The sequence below is a fragment of the Sphaerisporangium fuscum genome (genome assembly GCF_018531465.1).
Lineage (GTDB): Bacteria > Actinomycetota > Actinomycetes > Streptosporangiales > Streptosporangiaceae > Sphaerisporangium > Sphaerisporangium fuscum.
In genome coordinates, this window is the sequence record NZ_JAHDTF010000017.1 from 157752 (window position 1) to 173761 (window position 16010).

General features: G+C 71.0%; 17 protein-coding genes. 9 read left to right on the plus strand and 8 right to left on the minus strand.

What is annotated here, in order from left to right:
* Positions 1-122: 122 nt before the first annotated feature.
* Entirely contained in the window at positions 123-2042 is a 1920-nt protein-coding gene (locus tag KIK05_RS22150) for a DEAD/DEAH box helicase (RefSeq protein ID WP_214412691.1), read from the minus strand.
* 444 nt (positions 2043-2486) lie between these two features.
* On the opposite strand from KIK05_RS22150, the gene KIK05_RS22155 reads away from it, so the two are divergent.
* Entirely contained in the window at positions 2487-3179 is a 693-nt protein-coding gene (locus KIK05_RS22155) for a ferritin-like fold-containing protein (protein WP_214412692.1), read from the plus strand.
* 494 nt (positions 3180-3673) lie between these two features.
* Here KIK05_RS22155 and KIK05_RS22160 read toward each other — a convergent pair whose 3' ends face one another.
* The 4 genes from KIK05_RS22160 to ligD all read right to left on the minus strand — a co-directional run bounded on the left by KIK05_RS22160 (position 3674) and on the right by ligD (position 5983).
* Positions 3674-3904, minus strand: a complete 231-nt coding sequence (locus tag KIK05_RS22160; protein WP_214412693.1) for a DUF3107 domain-containing protein — start codon at positions 3902-3904, stop codon at positions 3674-3676.
* A 96-nt stretch (positions 3905-4000) separates the two neighbouring features.
* On the minus strand, positions 4001-4621 hold the full coding sequence (locus tag KIK05_RS22165; protein WP_214412694.1) for a TetR/AcrR family transcriptional regulator: 621 nt from the start codon (positions 4619-4621) through the stop codon (positions 4001-4003).
* 161 nt (positions 4622-4782) lie between these two features.
* The gene (locus KIK05_RS22170; RefSeq protein ID WP_250563209.1) at positions 4783-5016 is read right to left on the minus strand and encodes an Rv3202a family protein; all 234 of its coding nucleotides are present in this window, start codon (positions 5014-5016) and stop codon (positions 4783-4785) included.
* A gap of 58 nt (positions 5017-5074) precedes the next feature.
* Positions 5075-5983, minus strand: a complete 909-nt coding sequence (gene ligD / locus KIK05_RS22175; RefSeq protein ID WP_214412695.1) for a non-homologous end-joining DNA ligase — start codon at positions 5981-5983, stop codon at positions 5075-5077.
* A gap of 176 nt (positions 5984-6159) precedes the next feature.
* Here ligD and ku point away from each other — a divergent pair, with 176 nt between their 5' ends.
* Positions 6160-7071 carry a non-homologous end joining protein Ku gene (gene ku, locus KIK05_RS22180; RefSeq protein WP_214412696.1) on the plus strand — a complete coding sequence of 304 codons (912 nt, stop codon included), beginning with the start codon at positions 6160-6162 and terminating at the stop codon, positions 7069-7071.
* A gap of 239 nt (positions 7072-7310) precedes the next feature.
* On the opposite strand, the gene KIK05_RS22185 is transcribed toward ku, so the two are convergent.
* A complete protein-coding gene (locus KIK05_RS22185; RefSeq protein ID WP_214412697.1) occupies positions 7311-7823 on the minus strand; it encodes a hypothetical protein in 513 nt (170 codons plus the stop codon).
* A 340-nt stretch (positions 7824-8163) separates the two neighbouring features.
* Between KIK05_RS22185 and KIK05_RS22190 the strand changes: the two genes are divergently transcribed.
* Positions 8164-9099 (plus strand): alpha/beta fold hydrolase, encoded by a 936-nt coding sequence (locus tag KIK05_RS22190; RefSeq protein ID WP_214412698.1) that lies wholly within the window; start codon positions 8164-8166, stop codon positions 9097-9099.
* Positions 9100-9215: 116 nt separating this feature from the next.
* Positions 9216-10394, plus strand: a complete 1179-nt coding sequence (gene moeZ / locus KIK05_RS22195; RefSeq protein ID WP_214412699.1) for an adenylyltransferase/sulfurtransferase MoeZ — start codon at positions 9216-9218, stop codon at positions 10392-10394.
* 71 nt (positions 10395-10465) lie between these two features.
* On the opposite strand, the gene KIK05_RS22200 is transcribed toward moeZ, so the two are convergent.
* Together KIK05_RS22200 and KIK05_RS22205 are read right to left on the minus strand one after the other, a co-directional pair.
* A complete protein-coding gene (locus tag KIK05_RS22200; RefSeq protein ID WP_214412700.1) occupies positions 10466-10771 on the minus strand; it encodes a winged helix-turn-helix domain-containing protein in 306 nt (101 codons plus the stop codon).
* Positions 10768-11265, minus strand: coding sequence for a hypothetical protein (locus KIK05_RS22205; RefSeq protein WP_214412701.1), 498 nt, complete (start codon positions 11263-11265; stop codon positions 10768-10770). The genes KIK05_RS22200 and KIK05_RS22205 overlap by 4 nt, the downstream gene beginning before the upstream one ends.
* A 144-nt stretch (positions 11266-11409) precedes the next feature.
* On the opposite strand from KIK05_RS22205, the gene KIK05_RS22210 reads away from it, so the two are divergent.
* The 5 genes from KIK05_RS22210 to KIK05_RS22230 all read left to right on the plus strand — a co-directional run bounded on the left by KIK05_RS22210 (position 11410) and on the right by KIK05_RS22230 (position 15999).
* Entirely contained in the window at positions 11410-12129 is a 720-nt protein-coding gene (locus KIK05_RS22210) for a hypothetical protein (protein ID WP_214412702.1), read from the plus strand.
* Complete coding sequence (locus KIK05_RS22215) at positions 12123-13418, plus strand: S8 family serine peptidase (RefSeq protein WP_308250055.1); 1296 nt, start codon at positions 12123-12125, stop codon at positions 13416-13418. The genes KIK05_RS22210 and KIK05_RS22215 overlap by 7 nt, the downstream gene beginning before the upstream one ends.
* Positions 13408-14316 carry a hypothetical protein gene (locus KIK05_RS22220; RefSeq protein WP_214412703.1) on the plus strand — a complete coding sequence of 303 codons (909 nt, stop codon included), beginning with the start codon at positions 13408-13410 and terminating at the stop codon, positions 14314-14316. Before KIK05_RS22215 ends, KIK05_RS22220 begins: the two co-directional genes overlap by 11 nt.
* A 5-nt stretch (positions 14317-14321) precedes the next feature.
* Positions 14322-15500: a S8 family serine peptidase gene (locus tag KIK05_RS22225; protein WP_214412704.1), complete on the plus strand. Its 1179-nt coding sequence runs from the start codon at positions 14322-14324 to the stop codon at positions 15498-15500.
* A gap of 136 nt (positions 15501-15636) precedes the next feature.
* A complete protein-coding gene (locus KIK05_RS22230) occupies positions 15637-15999 on the plus strand; it encodes a hypothetical protein (RefSeq protein WP_250563211.1) in 363 nt (120 codons plus the stop codon).
* Positions 16000-16010: the final 11 nt, after the last annotated feature.

Here is a 16010-nt window from a genome sequence, read left to right on the forward strand (position 1 = left end):
ATTCTCACCTGGTCGGATGGCGTCTCACCACGGCAGGGGCGTGGCGCACGGAGCGCCGGGCCGCCCTGAGGGCAGCCCGGCGCCCCACGCGCTCGGGCCGTGGTCGTTCACCGCCGCCTTTCTCAGCCCCTCCTGGACCGCTGCTGGGACGGCCGCCGGCGCTGTGCGCGCTCGGAGGCCGCGGAGGGAGCCACGTAATCCTCGTAATCGTCGTCCGGCGCCAGGTCGGGCGCGCGGAAGATGATCGAGAACGGAGAGGACGGGATTATCCGCTCCGGCTCGGGGCGGGCGGCGGGCGCCTCGGGCACGGCGGGCGAGGAGGGCTCCGCCGCTTCGAACTCGTCGGCGCCGATCAGCGCCTCCTGGGCGGCGGGCGCGACCGCGCCGCCGTCCGTCGACGTCACAGGGGCCACCTCGGCGAGCGCCTCGGACAGCGCGGCCTTGTTCGCGCCCCGGCGCGCGCGCCTCGGCGCCGGCACCTCGGGAACGACGTCAGGCTCGGCGGTCGCGGTCGGCTCGGCGCTGACGGCGGGCTCGGCGCTGACGGCGGGCTCGACGCTGACGGCGGGCTCGACGCTGACGGCGGGCTCGGCCTCCACGGCCGCGGCCGCCGCGCCGCGCGTACGCCTGCGGGTGGCGGTGGCGGGGGGCTCGGGGGCGAGGATGTCGCCCTCGACGTCGAGGTCGGCCGGCGCGAGCTGCTCGACCGGCTCCGCCTGCTCGGCCGCGGTGGCCGCGTCCATCAGCTGCCCGCCGCGGGTGCGGCGGCGCTGGCGGTTGCGGGCCGGACGCTCGCGGCGCTCCTCGCGATCACGGTCGCGATCACGGTCGCGGTCGCGGTCACGCTCACGCTCACGCTCACGGCGCGAGCGGTGCCGCCCGGTCTCGCCGAGGTCCTCGATCTGCTCGGCGTCGAGACCCGCGCGGGACCGCTGGGCACGCGGCAGCACGCCCTTGGTGCCCTCGGGGATGCCGAGGTCTGCGTAGATGTGCGGAGAGGTGGAGTAGGTCTCCACCGGCTCGGCGAACTCCAGGCCGAGGGCGTTGTTGATGACCTTCCAGCGAGTGAGCTCCTCCCACTCGACGAAGGTCACCGCGACACCCGTGCGCCCCGCCCGGCCGGTGCGGCCGATGCGGTGGACGTAGGTCTTCTCGTCCTGCGGGCAGTCGTAGTTGACGACGTGGGTCACGTCGTCGATGTCGATGCCGCGCGCCGCCACATCCGTGGCCACCAGGACGTCGATCTTGCCGTTGCGGAACGCGCGCAGGGCCTGCTCGCGCTGGCCCTGGCCGAGGTCGCCGTGGACGGCAGCGGCCGCGAAGCCGCGCTCCTTCAGCTGCTCGGACACCATGTCGCAGGCGCGCTTGGTCTCGCAGAACACCATCGTGAGCCCGCGGCCCTCGCACTGCAGCAGGCGGCCGACGATCTCGATCTTGTCCATGCGGTGCGTGCGCCAGACGAACTGCGCCGTCTTGGAGACGTCGTCGCCGCCGGCGTCGGGGTTCTCCGCGCGCACGTGGGTCGGGCGCGTCAGGTAACGGCGCGAGAGCTGGACGATCTCGCCCGGCAGGGTGGCCGAGAACAGCAGGGTCTGCCGCTCGGTCGGGATCAGCTTGATGATGCGCTCGATGTCGGGCAGGAAGCCCAGGTCGAGCATGCGGTCGGCCTCGTCGAGGACCAGCATGGTCACCTGACCGAGGTCGAGGTGCTTCTGGTTCACCAGGTCGAGCAGACGCCCGGGCGTGCCGACGATCACGTCGACGCCCTGCTTCAGCGCCTCGATCTGCGGCTCGTACGCCCGCCCGCCGTAGACGGTGAGGATGCGCGAGCCCAGCTTGCCGCCGGCCACCACGAGGTCCTCGGTGACCTGCAGGGCGAGCTCCCGCGTCGGGACGACGACGAGGCCGCGGGGCTTCTTGCGGTTCTTGCGGGGCTTGCCGACGCGCTGCAGCATGGCCACGCCGAAGGCGTAGGTCTTGCCGGTGCCGGTGCGCGCCTGGCCGATGACGTCCTGCCCGCTGATCGCGAGCGGAAGGGCCATCTCCTGAATGGGGAACGGTGAGGTGATGCCCTCGGTCTCGAGGGCATCGGCGATCTCGGGTATGACTCCAAGGTCTCGGAACGTGGTCAGCTCGGCCTGCCTAGGTCTCCTGCGAAGGCGGGCTTCCGGGACCGGCGGCCGAAGGATCGTCGTGCCGGGTCCGCGCGGATATGCCAACCCTCATCTCTTCTCGGCGACCGCCGCGGCGCGCTGCGCGCGCGTGGGGGCTATCAGGCGGGAACGCCCTGAATAACATACTGCGGTCGCACTCTTACAGGGCAGTGTACTCGATACCACAACACCGAGCCGATTTCTTCGTGTTCCGCATGGAAGTCGCGTGTTTTCGGCGGCCTGCGCCCATCTCCCGCGTGTCGCGCGCCCCGGAGCCGGCCTGGCGGGGGCCGGGGGATGAGCGAGGGAGGCTGGAACTCGTACGCTGCATCCATGAGTGATTCCCCTGCCGGGGTCGTCGACCTGCTCGGCGTCCTCGCCTACGCGGAGCTGACCGCGTTCCTCAGGCTCGCCGAGGACGCCGCCGCCTTCGCCCCCTCGCTCACCGACCGCGCCGCGCTCAGCGATCTCGCCGCGGCCGAGTACGCCCACTTCCGTCTCCTGCGCGACCGCCTGACGTGGCTCGGCGTGGACCCGGAGGAGGCGATGGCGCCGTTCGTGGCGGCCCTGGACGACTGGCACGCCCAGACGCGGCCCGGAGACTGGCTGGAGGCCCTGGTCAAGGCGTACGTCGGCACCGGCATCGCCGGTGACTTCTACCGCGAGGCCGCCCGGCACGTGGATCCGGAGACGCGCAAGCTCGTCGACGAGGTGCTGGCCGAGGAGAGCCGGTCGGAGTTCGTGGTGGAGCGCGTCCGGGCGGGGCTGGCCGAGAACCCCAAGCTCTCGGGACGTCTCGCGCTGTGGGCGCGGCGCATGGTGGGTGAGGCGCTCAGCCAGGGGCACCGGCTCGCGGCGGCCCGCCCCGAACTGGCCCTCCTGCTCGTCTCGATGGCACCCCAGGAGGCCGGGACGTCCGAGGCGGGCACGGGCGAGGACCTGGTGGAGATCGGCCGGCTGTTCGCCCGGCTCACCGAGGAGCACGGCAAGCGCATGGCGGCCCTCGGCCTGGTCCCCGGCCCATGACCGCCCCCTCAGGGGCGCCCCCAGCGGCCGAGCGGAGCGAGGCAATCAGGCACGGGCGCGGCGGTGGTCTGAGGAGGAGGGCGGGTGAGGAACGAACCCGGACGACGACGAAGACCGCCGCCTCAAAGGCGCCCCCAGCGGCCGAGCGGAGCGAGGCAATCTAATACGGTCCGGTGATCGAGCGGCGCGAAGGGGCCTCGCGGTTGTAGCGTGCGAGACATGAGGGCCTCGCGCCGCTACGGCAGTTCCTTGATGCGATGTGGACCGAATCTCTGGACCTCGCGGCCTGTGCTACGAAGAGGGAGCACGGACTGTCCGGCGATCAATCACAAACGTGACGAAGTCAGGAGGACGCGCCGCCCCTGCGGCTGCTCGCTCGCCACACGTGAGGAGTGCACCGGCATCTAGCGCTGTTCTCCAGACGAGCCCGACATGCCGGGCTGTACGCTCGCGGCCGGGCGCTTTGGGGAGCAGGGCCCCCCAAAGCGCCGGGCTCAGAGAGTGCCGCCGAAGCCGACCACGCGCGACTCGTCTTCGCCGATCTCGACGAAACCGAGGGCGGCCACGGGGACCACGACGCGCTTGCCCTTGTTATCGGTGATCGAGAAGACTCCCCGATCGGCGGCGAGCGAGTTGCGCAGCTCCTGTTCGACCTCGTCGGCGGACAGATCGGTCTCGACGATGATCTCGCGGTGCACCGACCGCACGCCGATCTTCACTTCCATCGGGCTCCCTTTCGACGTCAGCGGGAACTGTCGGCTCCATCGTGACTCGTCAGAGGCCCGGTGGCCCCCATTGATCGCGTCAAGCGAACAACAGACCTAGGTGGTGCGGGGGAAGCCGCCGATGCCCCTCCAGGCGAGACGGGCCATGAGCTGCGTCGCGACGTCCTTGGGGATCGAACCGTGGCTGGCGAGCCAGTAGCGGGCGCTGACCTCGGCCATGCCGACCAGGCCGACGCCGAGCAGGTGGGCTTCGTCGCTGGAGCAGCCGGTGTCCTCCTGGATGACCTGGCTGATCATCTCGGCGCTCTCGCGCAGCGAGCGCTCCATGCGCTGGCGCACCGGCGCGACGTTGCGCAGGTCGGACTCGAAGACCAGGCGGAAGGCCTCACCCTGGCTGGAGACGAAGTCGAAGAAGGCTCCGATGGCCGCCTGCACCCGCTGCTTGTTGTCGGTGGTGGAGGCGAGGGCCTCGCGGCAGCGGTTGGCCATGTCGTCGACGTGGAGGTCGAGCAGTGCGAGGTAGAGCTCGAGCTTGCCCGGGAAGTGCTGGTAGAGCACGGGCTTGCTGACTCCGGCCCGCTCGGCGATCTCGTCCATCGCGGCCGCGTGGTAACCGTTCTCCACGAAGACCTCTTGCGCCGCGTTGAGCAACTGTCGGCGACGGGCCATCCGGGGCAGCCGGGTGCCCCGGGGCTTGGCGTCCGGGGTAGCGGTCACGGGATTCTCCTTGGGGACGGTGGACGCGTCGCCGCGATCGGGGATCGGGCACCGACGCGTTCGGGAACGAGTTGGTCGATCGGATGTGTCAGGCGCTCGCCTGCCCCTCGCTCCCGTATGATCCGGTCTCGGGCTTCACATCCTACGCGTGGGTAACCAGGTCAGCGATAGTCGTCGTCGTCCAGTTCGACGACGCGCTCCTGGTCGGCCGCGTCCGCGGGGTCCGCGTCGTAGGGAATCTCCAGGGGCCATTCGCGCCGGTCGTTCCGAATGGTGAGATGCTGCTCGATGGCGTCCGCCTCCGGCACCTCGGTCTGGAGTTCGTCCGCCACGTCGTCGAGAGGTTCGAGTGCGTCGACCGGGATCTCCTCGCGGCTCACGTCCATCTCCGACATCTTCGGTCCTTCCATCGGCGGTGCTCGGCTCGCGGGACCATACCCCGATGCGTCCAGACTAAGGCCCGTCCCCGTTCCGGCTCTGTTCCGGCGGCACCATCAGATCGCCGAATTCCTGCACCCGGTCGAGCACCTCGTCGGCGGTGAACACGAGCTGCTCCGGGCCGGTGCAGTCCTCGACCTCCTCCCAGGTGATCGGCGTGGAGACGGTCGGTATCCGGTTGGCGCGCAGCGAATACGGGGCGACGGTGGTCTTGGCGGGGTTGTTCTGGCTCCAGTCGATGAAGACCTTGCCGGGGCGCAGTTTCTTGGCCATCTGGCTGACGATCTCGCCCGGCCGTTCCTTCTCGAGCCGCTGGGCGAGGGCCTTGGCGTACTGGGAGGGGTTTTCCGGCCGGCCGGCGAAGGGGACGTGGATCTGCATCCCCTTGTTGCCGCTCGTCTTCGGGCAGCCTTCGAGGCCGTCCTCCTGCAGTGCCGCGCGCAGCAGCAGCGCGACCCGGCAGCACTCGACGATCGTCGCCGGGGCGCCGGGGTCGAGGTCGAAGACCATGATGTCGGGTTCCTGTGGGCGGCCCTGGTCGTCGACCCCCCACATCGGCGCGTGGAACTCCAGGGCGGCCAGCCCGGCGAAGTACACCAGCGTGGGCAGGTCATCGATGATCGCGTACTCGATGGTCTCGCGGTTCTTGGTGCTGCCGGGGGCCGGCAGGACGGCAGTGCGGACCCACTTGGGGGTGTGCGGCGGCCGGTTCTTCTCGAAGAAGAACGCCCCGTCGACCCCTTCCGGGTACCTCTTGACGGTGATCGGCCTGCCCTGGACGTGCGGCAGCATGACGGGGGCGACGCGGCTGTAGTAGTCGATCACCTCGGCCTTGGTGAACCCGGCGTCGGGATACAGCACCTTGTCGAGGTTGCTGAGCGTCAGTTCCCGGTGGTCGACCCTGACCCGGACCTTCTGCGGCACGCTCACCACTTCCCTGAGGTTTCTTTTCCCGTGCTCTCGTGACGTCCCGATCACACCAGGAAGTGGCTTGACCGGATACCGCATTCAACACTGGGTATCTGCCCATTTGGATACTGCTTTGCGCCCTTGCCGCTAACGAACGTGAGTTCGATAGTGGGGTTAGGTGAGGAGAGGTCATGCGTAGCATCTGGAAGGGTGCCATCTCGTTCGGGCTCGTCACGATCCCGGTGAAGCTCTACTCCGCCACCGAGCAGAAGGACGTGTCGTTCCACCAGGTGCACCGCGAGGACGCCGGGCGCATCAAGTACAAGCGGGTGTGCAGCATCGACGGTGAAGAGGTGCCGTACTCCGACATCGCCAAGGGCTATGAGCTGCCCGGCGGCGAGGTGGTCGTGCTCACCGACGAGGATTTCGCCGATCTCCCCTTGAGCACCTCGCGCCGCATCGACGTGCTGCAGTTCACGCCGTCGGACCAGATCGACCCCATCCTGTTCAACAAGTCGTACTACCTGGAGCCCGAGGCCACGGGGGTGAAGCCGTACGTCCTGCTGCGGGACGCGCTCGAGCGCACCGGGCAGGTGGCCGTGGTGAAGGTCGCGCTGCGCCAGCGGGAGTCGCTCGCGGCGCTGCGGGTGCGTGACGGCGTCTTCGTGCTGGAGACCATGCTGTGGCCGGACGAGGTCCGCGAGGCGGGGTTCGCGTTCAAGGACGAGGACGTCGAGGTCCGCCCGCAGGAGTTGCAGATGGCGGAGTCGCTCATCCAGACGATGGCGGGGGAGTTCGACCCGTCGGAGTACCACGACGCCTACCGCGAGGCCCTGCAGCAGGTGATCGAGGCCAAGATCGAGGGCAAGGAGCTCGTGCGGCCCGAGGCGGCGGAGGAGGCGGGCCCGGCGGTCGACCTCATGGCCGCGTTGCGGGCCAGCGTCGAGGCGGCCAAGCGCGAGCGCGAGGGGGCCGGCGCCAAGGAGCCCGCCCGCGCCGAGAAGAAGAAGGCCGCGTCCGGCGGCGGGGGCCGGGCGGACGAGAAGGCCGACAAGGAAGACAAGAAGCAGGCGCCCAAGCGCCGCGCCCGCAAGACCGCGTGAGGGATGCTGCTTTTCGTCGGTGTGAATTCGGAAATGGCCGCGGCAGAGGTGAGGCGGGGCGGCTGTGGACGGCGGCGAATGTCGTCGGAAAAATTCGGCGCATTTCCGAATGATTCCGAGGACGCGGTGAACGGCCCCGGAGCGGGAATCGCTCCGGGGCCTTGATGTCGTCACCAGGCGGTCCGCACTACTTCCCGCCGGAACTCCGGCCGGGAAGACCACCCAGGGTCATTTGTTGATCAGCGGTCCCACTTGTTGTTGTGGTGCTTGCCGTGGTGGTGCTCGTGGTGCTGCGGGAACCAGTGGTGGCGCCTGTCGTCACGGAACCAGTTGTGGTGGCCGCGGTGGTGGTTGTTGTTGCTGATGATGGCCCGGAAGAAGCGGGCCTCGACGACCTTGAAGAAGCAGTTGCGGTGGTGGCCGCCGCCGCTGTTCCAGTGCCGGCGGTGCTTCTTGAAGCCCTTGCCGTGGCCGCCGCCCCAGTCGTCATCGTCGTCGTCGCCCCACGTGCCACCGTGGTGGCCGTGGTGGTGGCCGCCGTCGAAGTCGTCGCCGTGGTGGCACTGCTGGCCGCCGAAGCCGCCGCCGTCGAAGCCGCCGAAGCCGCCCAGGTCACCGAAGCCGAAGCCGTCGGCGGTGACGGCGGCCGAGGCGCTGGCCGAAGTGGCGGTGGTGGCTCCGAGGCCGATCATGCCACCGGTGAGTGCCGCGGTCACCGTGAACATCGCGGCGTATTTCTTGACGTCGGGCATTGCGTTTTCCCCCTTGACGCATCGGGTTGCCCAGCGGATGCATTTCCCCCGTTTGAGCGAAATGCTGGGGTGACTCGGTTGGGAGTCTTCCCACTTGTCTTGTTTTCCTGGGCTCCCTTACGACAAACGGGGATCGCAGCCTTTTGGTCGCTCCTTAACCTCTCCTTATGTCTTTCAGTTCGATATTTCCTTATATGTCCGAAATTTCCCAGGATCGAGCGGCCCCTCCACCCCCTAGGGGGTGCCCCGTCCCGCGTGGCCCGCCCCGCGTGCATCGGCCTGAGGTGGACGACGGCGGGTTATCTTCGGAACGGAAGGTGAACCGGAGGGGGAGAGACGGGTGGAGGAACCGATACCGCACTGGCCCGGAGAGCTGGTCGGCCTCGGCGAGGTGAGCGTCCACGTGCGGTCCACGCCCGCCGGGCCCGAAGAGAAGGCCGTGTACGTCCACGGGCTCGCCGGGTCCGCGACCAACTGGACCGACCTGATGGCCGAGCTGCGCGACGACGTCAGAGGGTACGCCGTCGACCTGCCCGGGGCCGGTTACTCCCCGGCGCCCGCGAACGGCGACTATTCGATCGCCGCGCACGCCGCCGCGGTCACGGCGCTGATCGAGCACCTCGGCGGCCCCGTGCACCTGCTCGGCAACTCCCTCGGCGGCGCCGTCTCGGTGCGGGTCGCCGCCACCCACCCCCACCTGGTGCGTTCGCTCACGCTCGTCTCGCCGGCCCTGCCCGACCTGCTTCCGAGGTACGGTCCGGCCCGCGTCGCCATGTCGGCCACCCCCGGCATCGGCGAGTGGGCGGTCACCCGGCTGCGCTCCCTGCCGGCCGAGCGGCGCATCCGCGCCACCATGGCCCTGTGCTACGCCGACACGGGCCGGGTCCATCCTGAGCGCCTGCGCGACGCCGTCGACGAGCTGCGCCGCCGCGACGGGCTGCCGCACGCCGGGTCAGCCCTGGTGCGCTGCGCCCGCGCCCTGGTGAACGAATACTTCCGCCGGGGTGAGGAGAACCTCTGGCGGCAGGCCGCCCAGGTGGAGGCGCCCACGCTCGTGGTCCACGGGCGGCACGACCGGCTGGTCGACCCGCGCATGGCCGCGCGGGCCGGGCGCACCTTCCCCGACGTGCGGCTCGTGCTCCTCCCGCACGCCGCGCACGTCGCCCAGATGGAGTACCCCGCACTGGTCGCCCGCCACGTGCGCGCCCTGTTCCAGGACGCCGCGCGGCGCGCATGGAGCGCTCAGGACGCCGAGGGCGCCGCGTCCGTCAGGTAAGATCACCCGATTCGGGAATGCGGGGGCGACCGGGTTAGGTTGTGACTGACGGCGGGGCGCGTACGCTGACGGGCGAGCCGCCAATTGAAGATCCCCCGAAACGGGAGCGTAGAACTGTGTCGTTGCCACCGCTGGTAGAGCCGGCCGACGAGCTGACCGTTGACGAGGTGCGCCGCTACTCTCGCCACCTGATCATCCCCGACGTCGGGATGGCCGGGCAGAAGCGGCTGAAGAACGCCAAGGTGCTCTGTGTGGGCGCCGGCGGCCTCGGTTCCCCGGCCCTGATGTATCTTGCCGCAGCCGGTGTCGGCACGCTCGGCATCATCGACTTCGACGTCGTCGACGAGTCCAACCTTCAGCGGCAGATCATCCACGGCCAGTCGGATGTCGGCCGGCTGAAGGCCGAGAGCGCCGCCGCGAGCGTCCGCGAGATCAACCCCTACGTCAACGTCGTCATCCACAACGTGGCCCTCACGACCGACAACGTGATGGACATCTTCGCCGGATACGACCTCATCGTCGACGGCACCGACAACTTCGCCACGCGCTACATGGTCAACGACGCGGCGGTGCTGCTCGGCAAGCCCTACATCTGGGGTTCCATCTACCGCTTCGACGGCCAGGCCAGCGTGTTCTGGTCGGAGTACGGCCCCTGCTACCGCTGCCTGTACCCCGAGCCGCCGCCGCCGGGCATGGTGCCCTCCTGCGCCGAGGGCGGTGTCCTCGGTGTCCTGTGCGCGTCCATCGGCTCGATCCAGGTCAACGAGGCCATCAAGCTGATCACGGGCATCGGCGAGCCGCTGGTCGGCCGCCTGATGATCTACGACGCGCTCGAGATGAAGTACCGCGACGTCAAGGTCCGCAAGGACCCCGAGTGCCCGCTGTGCGGCAAGAACCCCACGATCACCGAGCTGATCGACTACGAGGCGTTCTGCGGCACGCTCTCCGACGAGGCCCAGCAGGCCGCCACGGGCTCCACGATCACCGCCCTGGAGCTCAAGGACATGCAGGACCGCGGGGAGGAGATCTTCCTGGTCGACGTCCGCGAGCAGAACGAGTACGAGATCGTCAACATCCCGGGCGCGGTGCTGATCCCGAAGGGTGAGTTCCTCAGGGGTACGGCCCTGGAGCGGCTGCCGCAGAACAAGAAGATCGTCCTGCACTGCAAGTCGGGCGCCCGCTCGGCCGAGGCGCTGGCGATCGTGAAGAGCGCCGGCTTCTCCGACGCCGTCCACGTCGGTGGCGGCGTGCTCAGCTGGATCAAGACGGTCGACCCGTCGCTTCCGACCTACTGAGCTTGACGTGAGGCGGCCCGCCCTCTCCTCCGAGGGGGGGCGGGCCGCGGTCGTTCCCGGGATGCCCGCGATCAGTCGACGGTGAGCGACAGGCCCGATCGGGCGACGATGGCCCGCAGGGCCTCGACGTGCGCCTCGTAGGCCCGCCGTCCCGCCGCCGAGAGCCTGAGCCAGGTGCGCGGGCGCTTGCCGACGTGCCCCTTGCGGATCTCGACGTACCCGCCGCTCTCCAGGGCCGCGGCGTGCTTGGACAGCACCGAGTCGCTGACGCCGACCTCGTCGCGGACGAACGCGAACTCCGCCTCCTCGACCGCGGCCAGCAGCGACATCACGCGCAGGCGGGCGGGGGCGTGGATGAGGGGGTCGAGCTCGCTCATCCACTCGCCTCGATCTTCGCCGCCATGTGGCGGGTGATCCAGCGGGCCACCGGCGGGCCGGTGAGCGCCATGTACACGGTCAGGCCGAGGCCCGCGTAGGTGCGGGCGTACGGGAGACCGGAGACGGACAGCCAAATGGCCGCCACCAGGCAGGCGGCGACGGCGGAGAGCAGCCACGCGGTGAAGGCCGCCACCACCGGCGCGGTGACCAGGCTGCGGTGGGGCTGCGGCCGGTTGCCGCGGACCAGCGCCACGATCAGCCTGGTGAGCAGCACGGTCAGGATCGTCAGGCCGACCGCCATCACCGCGGCGGGCGTGCCCGGCTCGGTCAGGAACTGGACGCCGGTGACGTAGAGCGCCACGCCCGTGGTGTACCAGCCGGGCCACCAGGGCCTCGCGCCGACCACCCGTGCCTGTGAGGCGCGGATCTCCTTGAGCACGCGTGCCGCCTCGTCGGGCGTGAGGGACGGTGAGTCCTGGGGGGCGTCGTGCATGCCGGTCTCCGTTCACGCTGGTCGTCATGCTCTTTCCATTCAGGAAAGTACTTTCCACTTTCCATATCGTCAAGTACTTTCCTGAGGGACCTATGCGGATGGAACAGCCCATGTCCGTCCCTCTCGGGCGTTAAGGTCGGGCACGTGAGTGAGTTCCGTGCCTGGCCGTCCGTGGTCGTCGCGTCGGTGCTCACCCTCGTCTGCGCGATCGTCGCCGGCGTGGCCGGAGGGGCCGCCGGCGCCGAGCTCACCCGCGGTCCGAGCTCGGCCGAGCTGCGGCGGGCCTCGGCCGAGGAGACGGCCCGCCGCTGGCAGGTGTGGCCGGCCGGCAAGATCTTCCCGGCCCTCCTGCCCTACGTCTCCGAGCAGGGCGGCCAGGAGAACGCCCGCCGCGTCGGCATCTCGTCCCGCACCGACTGCGCGGGAGCGGTGGACGCGCCGCTCAGGACCGCGTTCACGGCCGCGCGCTGCCGTGCGGTGCTGCGCGCGACGTACATCGACGCCCTGCAGGGAGTGGTGGTGACCCTCGGCGTCGCGGCCTTCCCCGACCAGGCGTCCGCGCTCGCCGCCAGGGCCGCCTTCCCGCGCGGCGGCGCGCCGTCCCCCGGGCTGCGGGCGCTGGCCTTCCCGCGGACCGTCGCCGACCGGTTCACCCCTGCCGCCCGCCAGGCGGCCTCGCTGGCGCAGGCCGGGCCGTACCTCGTGGTCACGACCGCCGGCCAGGTGGACGGCAGGCCCGCCCGCGCGGTGGGCCGCCAGCGATCGACGATCTTCGCCTTCACCTCCGACCTCGAGGAGCGCGTGCTCACCGCGCTCGCCACCCCGGCCCGTCCCGACTGCTCCGCCAAGGAGTGGCAGTGCTGATCACGCGCGCGGCGCGCCGGGCGGCCGCCCTCGCGCTCGCGGCCGTCCTGGCCGTCATGGCCGCTCTCGTGCCGCGCCCGGCGCTCGCCGACCAGGTGCGCGGCAGCCAGCGCGAGGTGCTGCGCACCCTCGGCCTGCCCGGCGCGTGGCAGGTCAGCCGCGGGGCGGGGGTGAAGGTCGCGGTGCTCGACTCCGGGGTCGACCCCCGCCACCACGACCTGGCCGGCTCGGTGGTGACCGGGCCGGACCTCACCGTGGGGGCCAACCCGCGCGGGGTGCCGCCGCGCCGGCTGCACGGCACCTACATGGCCTCGCTGATCGCCGGGCACGGCCACGGTCCCGGCCATGCCGACGGCGTGATCGGCGTCGCCCCGGAGGCCACGGTGCTGTCGCTGCGCGTCATCCTGGAGGACGACGAGCCGGGCTTCCGGAACTTCAACTCCGAGGCCCGGTTCGAGAACGTCGTGGCGAGGGGCATCCGCTACGCGGCCGATCATGGCGCGGACGTCATCAACATGTCGATCTCCAAGGACCAGCCCACTGCGCAGGAGCGGGCGGCCATCCGGTACGCCATCGCCAAGGGCGTCGTGCTGGTGGCCGCCGCCGGCAACGACGGCGCGGGCCGCAAGTACGGGCCGTACTCCTACCCGGCCTCGCTTCCCGGGGTGATCTCGGTCGCGGCGGCCGACCGCGGGCTGCGCAAGGCGTCGTTCTCCAACCGCAACTCGCTGGTCCTGGTGGCGGCGCCCGGGGTCGACATCTTCGGCGCCGGGCCCGGCGACCAGTACTGGGTCGGCAGGGGCACCTCGCAGGCCACCGCGCTCGTCTCCGGCGTGGCGGCGCTGATAAAGGCGAAATATCCAAAAATGTCACCGGCGTTGGTCGTCCAGGCCCTCACCGCCGGCGCCACGCGCAAGCCGACCCGGGGCTACGACATGGGCCTGGGGTTCGGCGTGGTGAACGCCCAGCACGCCCTGGCGGAGGCCGCCAGGATCTCCCGCCACCGCTCCACCGCCGCCGGGCCGGGTGTCCAGGACGCCGCCCTCCCGGTCGCCGGCGCCGAGCCCGGCTCCCTTCCTCCCGTCCAGGTCGTCCGCCGCGACACCGGGGAGATCACGGTGTACGGCGGGATCGCGCTCGCCGCGACGCTCTGCGCCGCCGCGGGTCTGTCCGTGCTGGTGGTGCTGGTGAGGCGCCTGAGGCGGGCGAGAGAACACGAACACCCTGCGGAGCCCCCAAGCCGGCCGGCCGGAGCAGGCTCCGACGTAGCATCGGGGTATGTCGCCTGAGGAGCCACGGGCGCGGCCGGTCACGCCCTGGCCCGCGCGCGCGAAGGGTGGGCCGAGCGCCGGCAGGCTCCCGGCGGGCGGCACCGCCGCGGGCCGCGGCGCCCACCCCTGGGCCGGCTCACGTTCGCGCGCCGCGAGGCTCCAAGCGGCGCACGAGCGCCTCGCGCTCGAGCAGGGCGTCCGGTACCGCTCGCTGTTCCTGGTGATCATGGGGACGGTTCTCGCGATCGCGGCCACGAACGTGCTCCTCGGCGTGATCGGCGTGCTGCAGGAGACGCGGTCGAGGCCGCTCACCCCGTCCGAGCGGGCCCGCTACACCGAACAGGACGTCGCCCGCCGCTGGCAGGCCTGGACGGCCGACGCCGTCTTCCCCTCCCAGGTCCAGTACCTCGGCCTCGCCCGCGTCCGGCAGTACGCCAAGCGGGTGGGCATCGCCCCCGAGGCGCCCTGCGCGTCCGTCGTGGACTCCCCGGTCGCCTCGGTGCTGCGCAAGCACCGCTGCCGCACCATGCTGCGCGCGACCTACGTCGACCAGAGCTCGACGTTCGCGGTGACCGTGGGCGTGGCGGTGATGACCGACGAGGAGGCCAGGGTGAACACCGCCGCCGACCTGCCGGTGGACGACCGGGTCGGCGTGCGCCCGGTCGCGTTCCCCGGCACGGTCACCGAGTCCTTCGGCGCGGCGCAGCGCCAGCGTACGGCCTGGATGGGCGCCGGGCCGTACATCGTCTTCTCCGTGGCCGGCTACACCGACGGCCGCACCCGTGAGGCCGTGCCGCCGGAGGAGGCGGTCCACAGCGAGCTGTGGCCGGCCGCCCAGTCGATCGCCGGCCGTATCGCCCACGACCTCGCCGCGCCCCCCGAGATCCCCCGCTGCACCCAGGGGAACGTGTGTTGAGGACTGTGAAGACCACTTTGGGGCTGGTCGGCCTGGTGTGCGCGGTCGGGCTGGCGTCCGCCGGACCGGTGGGGGCCGACGGGGTGCGCGACCGGCAGCAGTGGGTGTTCGACGCGCTCAACGTCGAGCCGGCCTGGAAGGTCACCAAGGGCGAGGGCGTCACGGTGGCCGTGATCGACAGCGCCGTCGACCCCGGGACCCCCATCCTCAAGGGGAAGGTCACCGTCGCGCCCAACATGCGGTCGAGCCTGTTCGACGACACGCGGGCGCCCGTCGGGGTGCACGGCACCGAGATGGCGTCCCTGATCGCGGGATCCGGGCGCGGCGGCGGCCTGCTCGGGATCGCGCCGGAGGCGCGCATCCTGTCCATCCCCGTGATCGTCGAGGGGCGGCCGGACGGCGACCTGGCCGAGCCCGACGACGGGTACGGCATGCCGGTGGAGACCCCGCTGTCGCGGGGCCTGCGGTACGCCGCCGACCACGGGGCCCAGGTCGTCAGCATGTCGCTCGGTGAGTACGCCGCCCAGCGCGCCGACCGGGAGGCGGTCGCGTACGCGCTGGAGCGGGGCGTGGTGCTGGTGGCGGCGGTCGGCAACGACGGCGACTCCCGGGCGGCCCGCAGGCTCGGCACCTCCTTCTGGAGCTTCCCGGCGGGCTACCCCGGGGTGATCGGGGTCGGCGCGGTCGACAAGCGGGGCAAGCGAGCCGACTTCAGCAGCGACAACCTGTCGGTCCTGGTGGGGGCGCCGGGGGTGGGGGTGCCCACGACCATGCCGGGGGGCGGGTACGACGAGGCCGACGGCAGCAGCCCGTCGACGGCGCTGGTCGCCGGGGCAGTTGCCCTTATAAAAGCGAAATATCCGTATCTCGGCCCCGAATTGGTCGCCCGTGCGCTCACCTCCACCACGCGCGGCAAACCGGTCGCCCGCTATGACGACAAGGTGGGATTCGGCGTGGTCGACGTGGCGGCCGCGTTGACACGGGCCGGCGAACTCGGGGGATATCGCGCGTCCATTCCGGTGCGCGGCGATCTGCATTTCGGAAAGGGCACCCCCGCCCCCGCGCCGTCCCCGCCGGGTCCCGATCCCCTGCGGCTGTGGGTTTTCGGGGCCGGCGTGTTGCTCGGGCTCGTCGCCTTCGGAGCCGGCGTCGTGGTGCTCACCCGCCGTTCCGAACGGCAATGATCACATGTAGGACGCGATCAGGGCGCTTTTCGGCTGCCGTTCGGTGCCGTTTCGGATGCGGTGTCACCGATGTCGGTCTTTCGCGTACCTTTGGCAGGTCAAGATTCGCTAGGGTTCCCTTCTCGTGGGATACGAGTTGCGTGTACAGCGCGAATCGCCGCTCGCCTACGCCGAGCTCACGCAGCTGACGGCGTCGGCGGAGTCCGGGCTGGCGCTGCGAGGGACGCCCGAGGCCGGTGAGGTCGTCGCGCGTCACGGCGAGAGCGAGCACACCGTCGCGATCTGGCGTGGCCGGCTCTACGGGGAGCCGACCTCCGACTGGGCCGTCGCGCAGCTCGCGCGCCTGGCCGGCATGCTCGGCGCGCGTCTGGTCGGCGAGGACGGCGAGGCGTACGGCATCCGTGACGGTATCGTCGAGCAGGTGAACGGCGAGTCGGCCTACGAGTTCGGGAAACTCGAAGAGCTCATCGCCCTTGGCCCGTCCCAGTGGGCCAGCTGACCGTCCCGGCC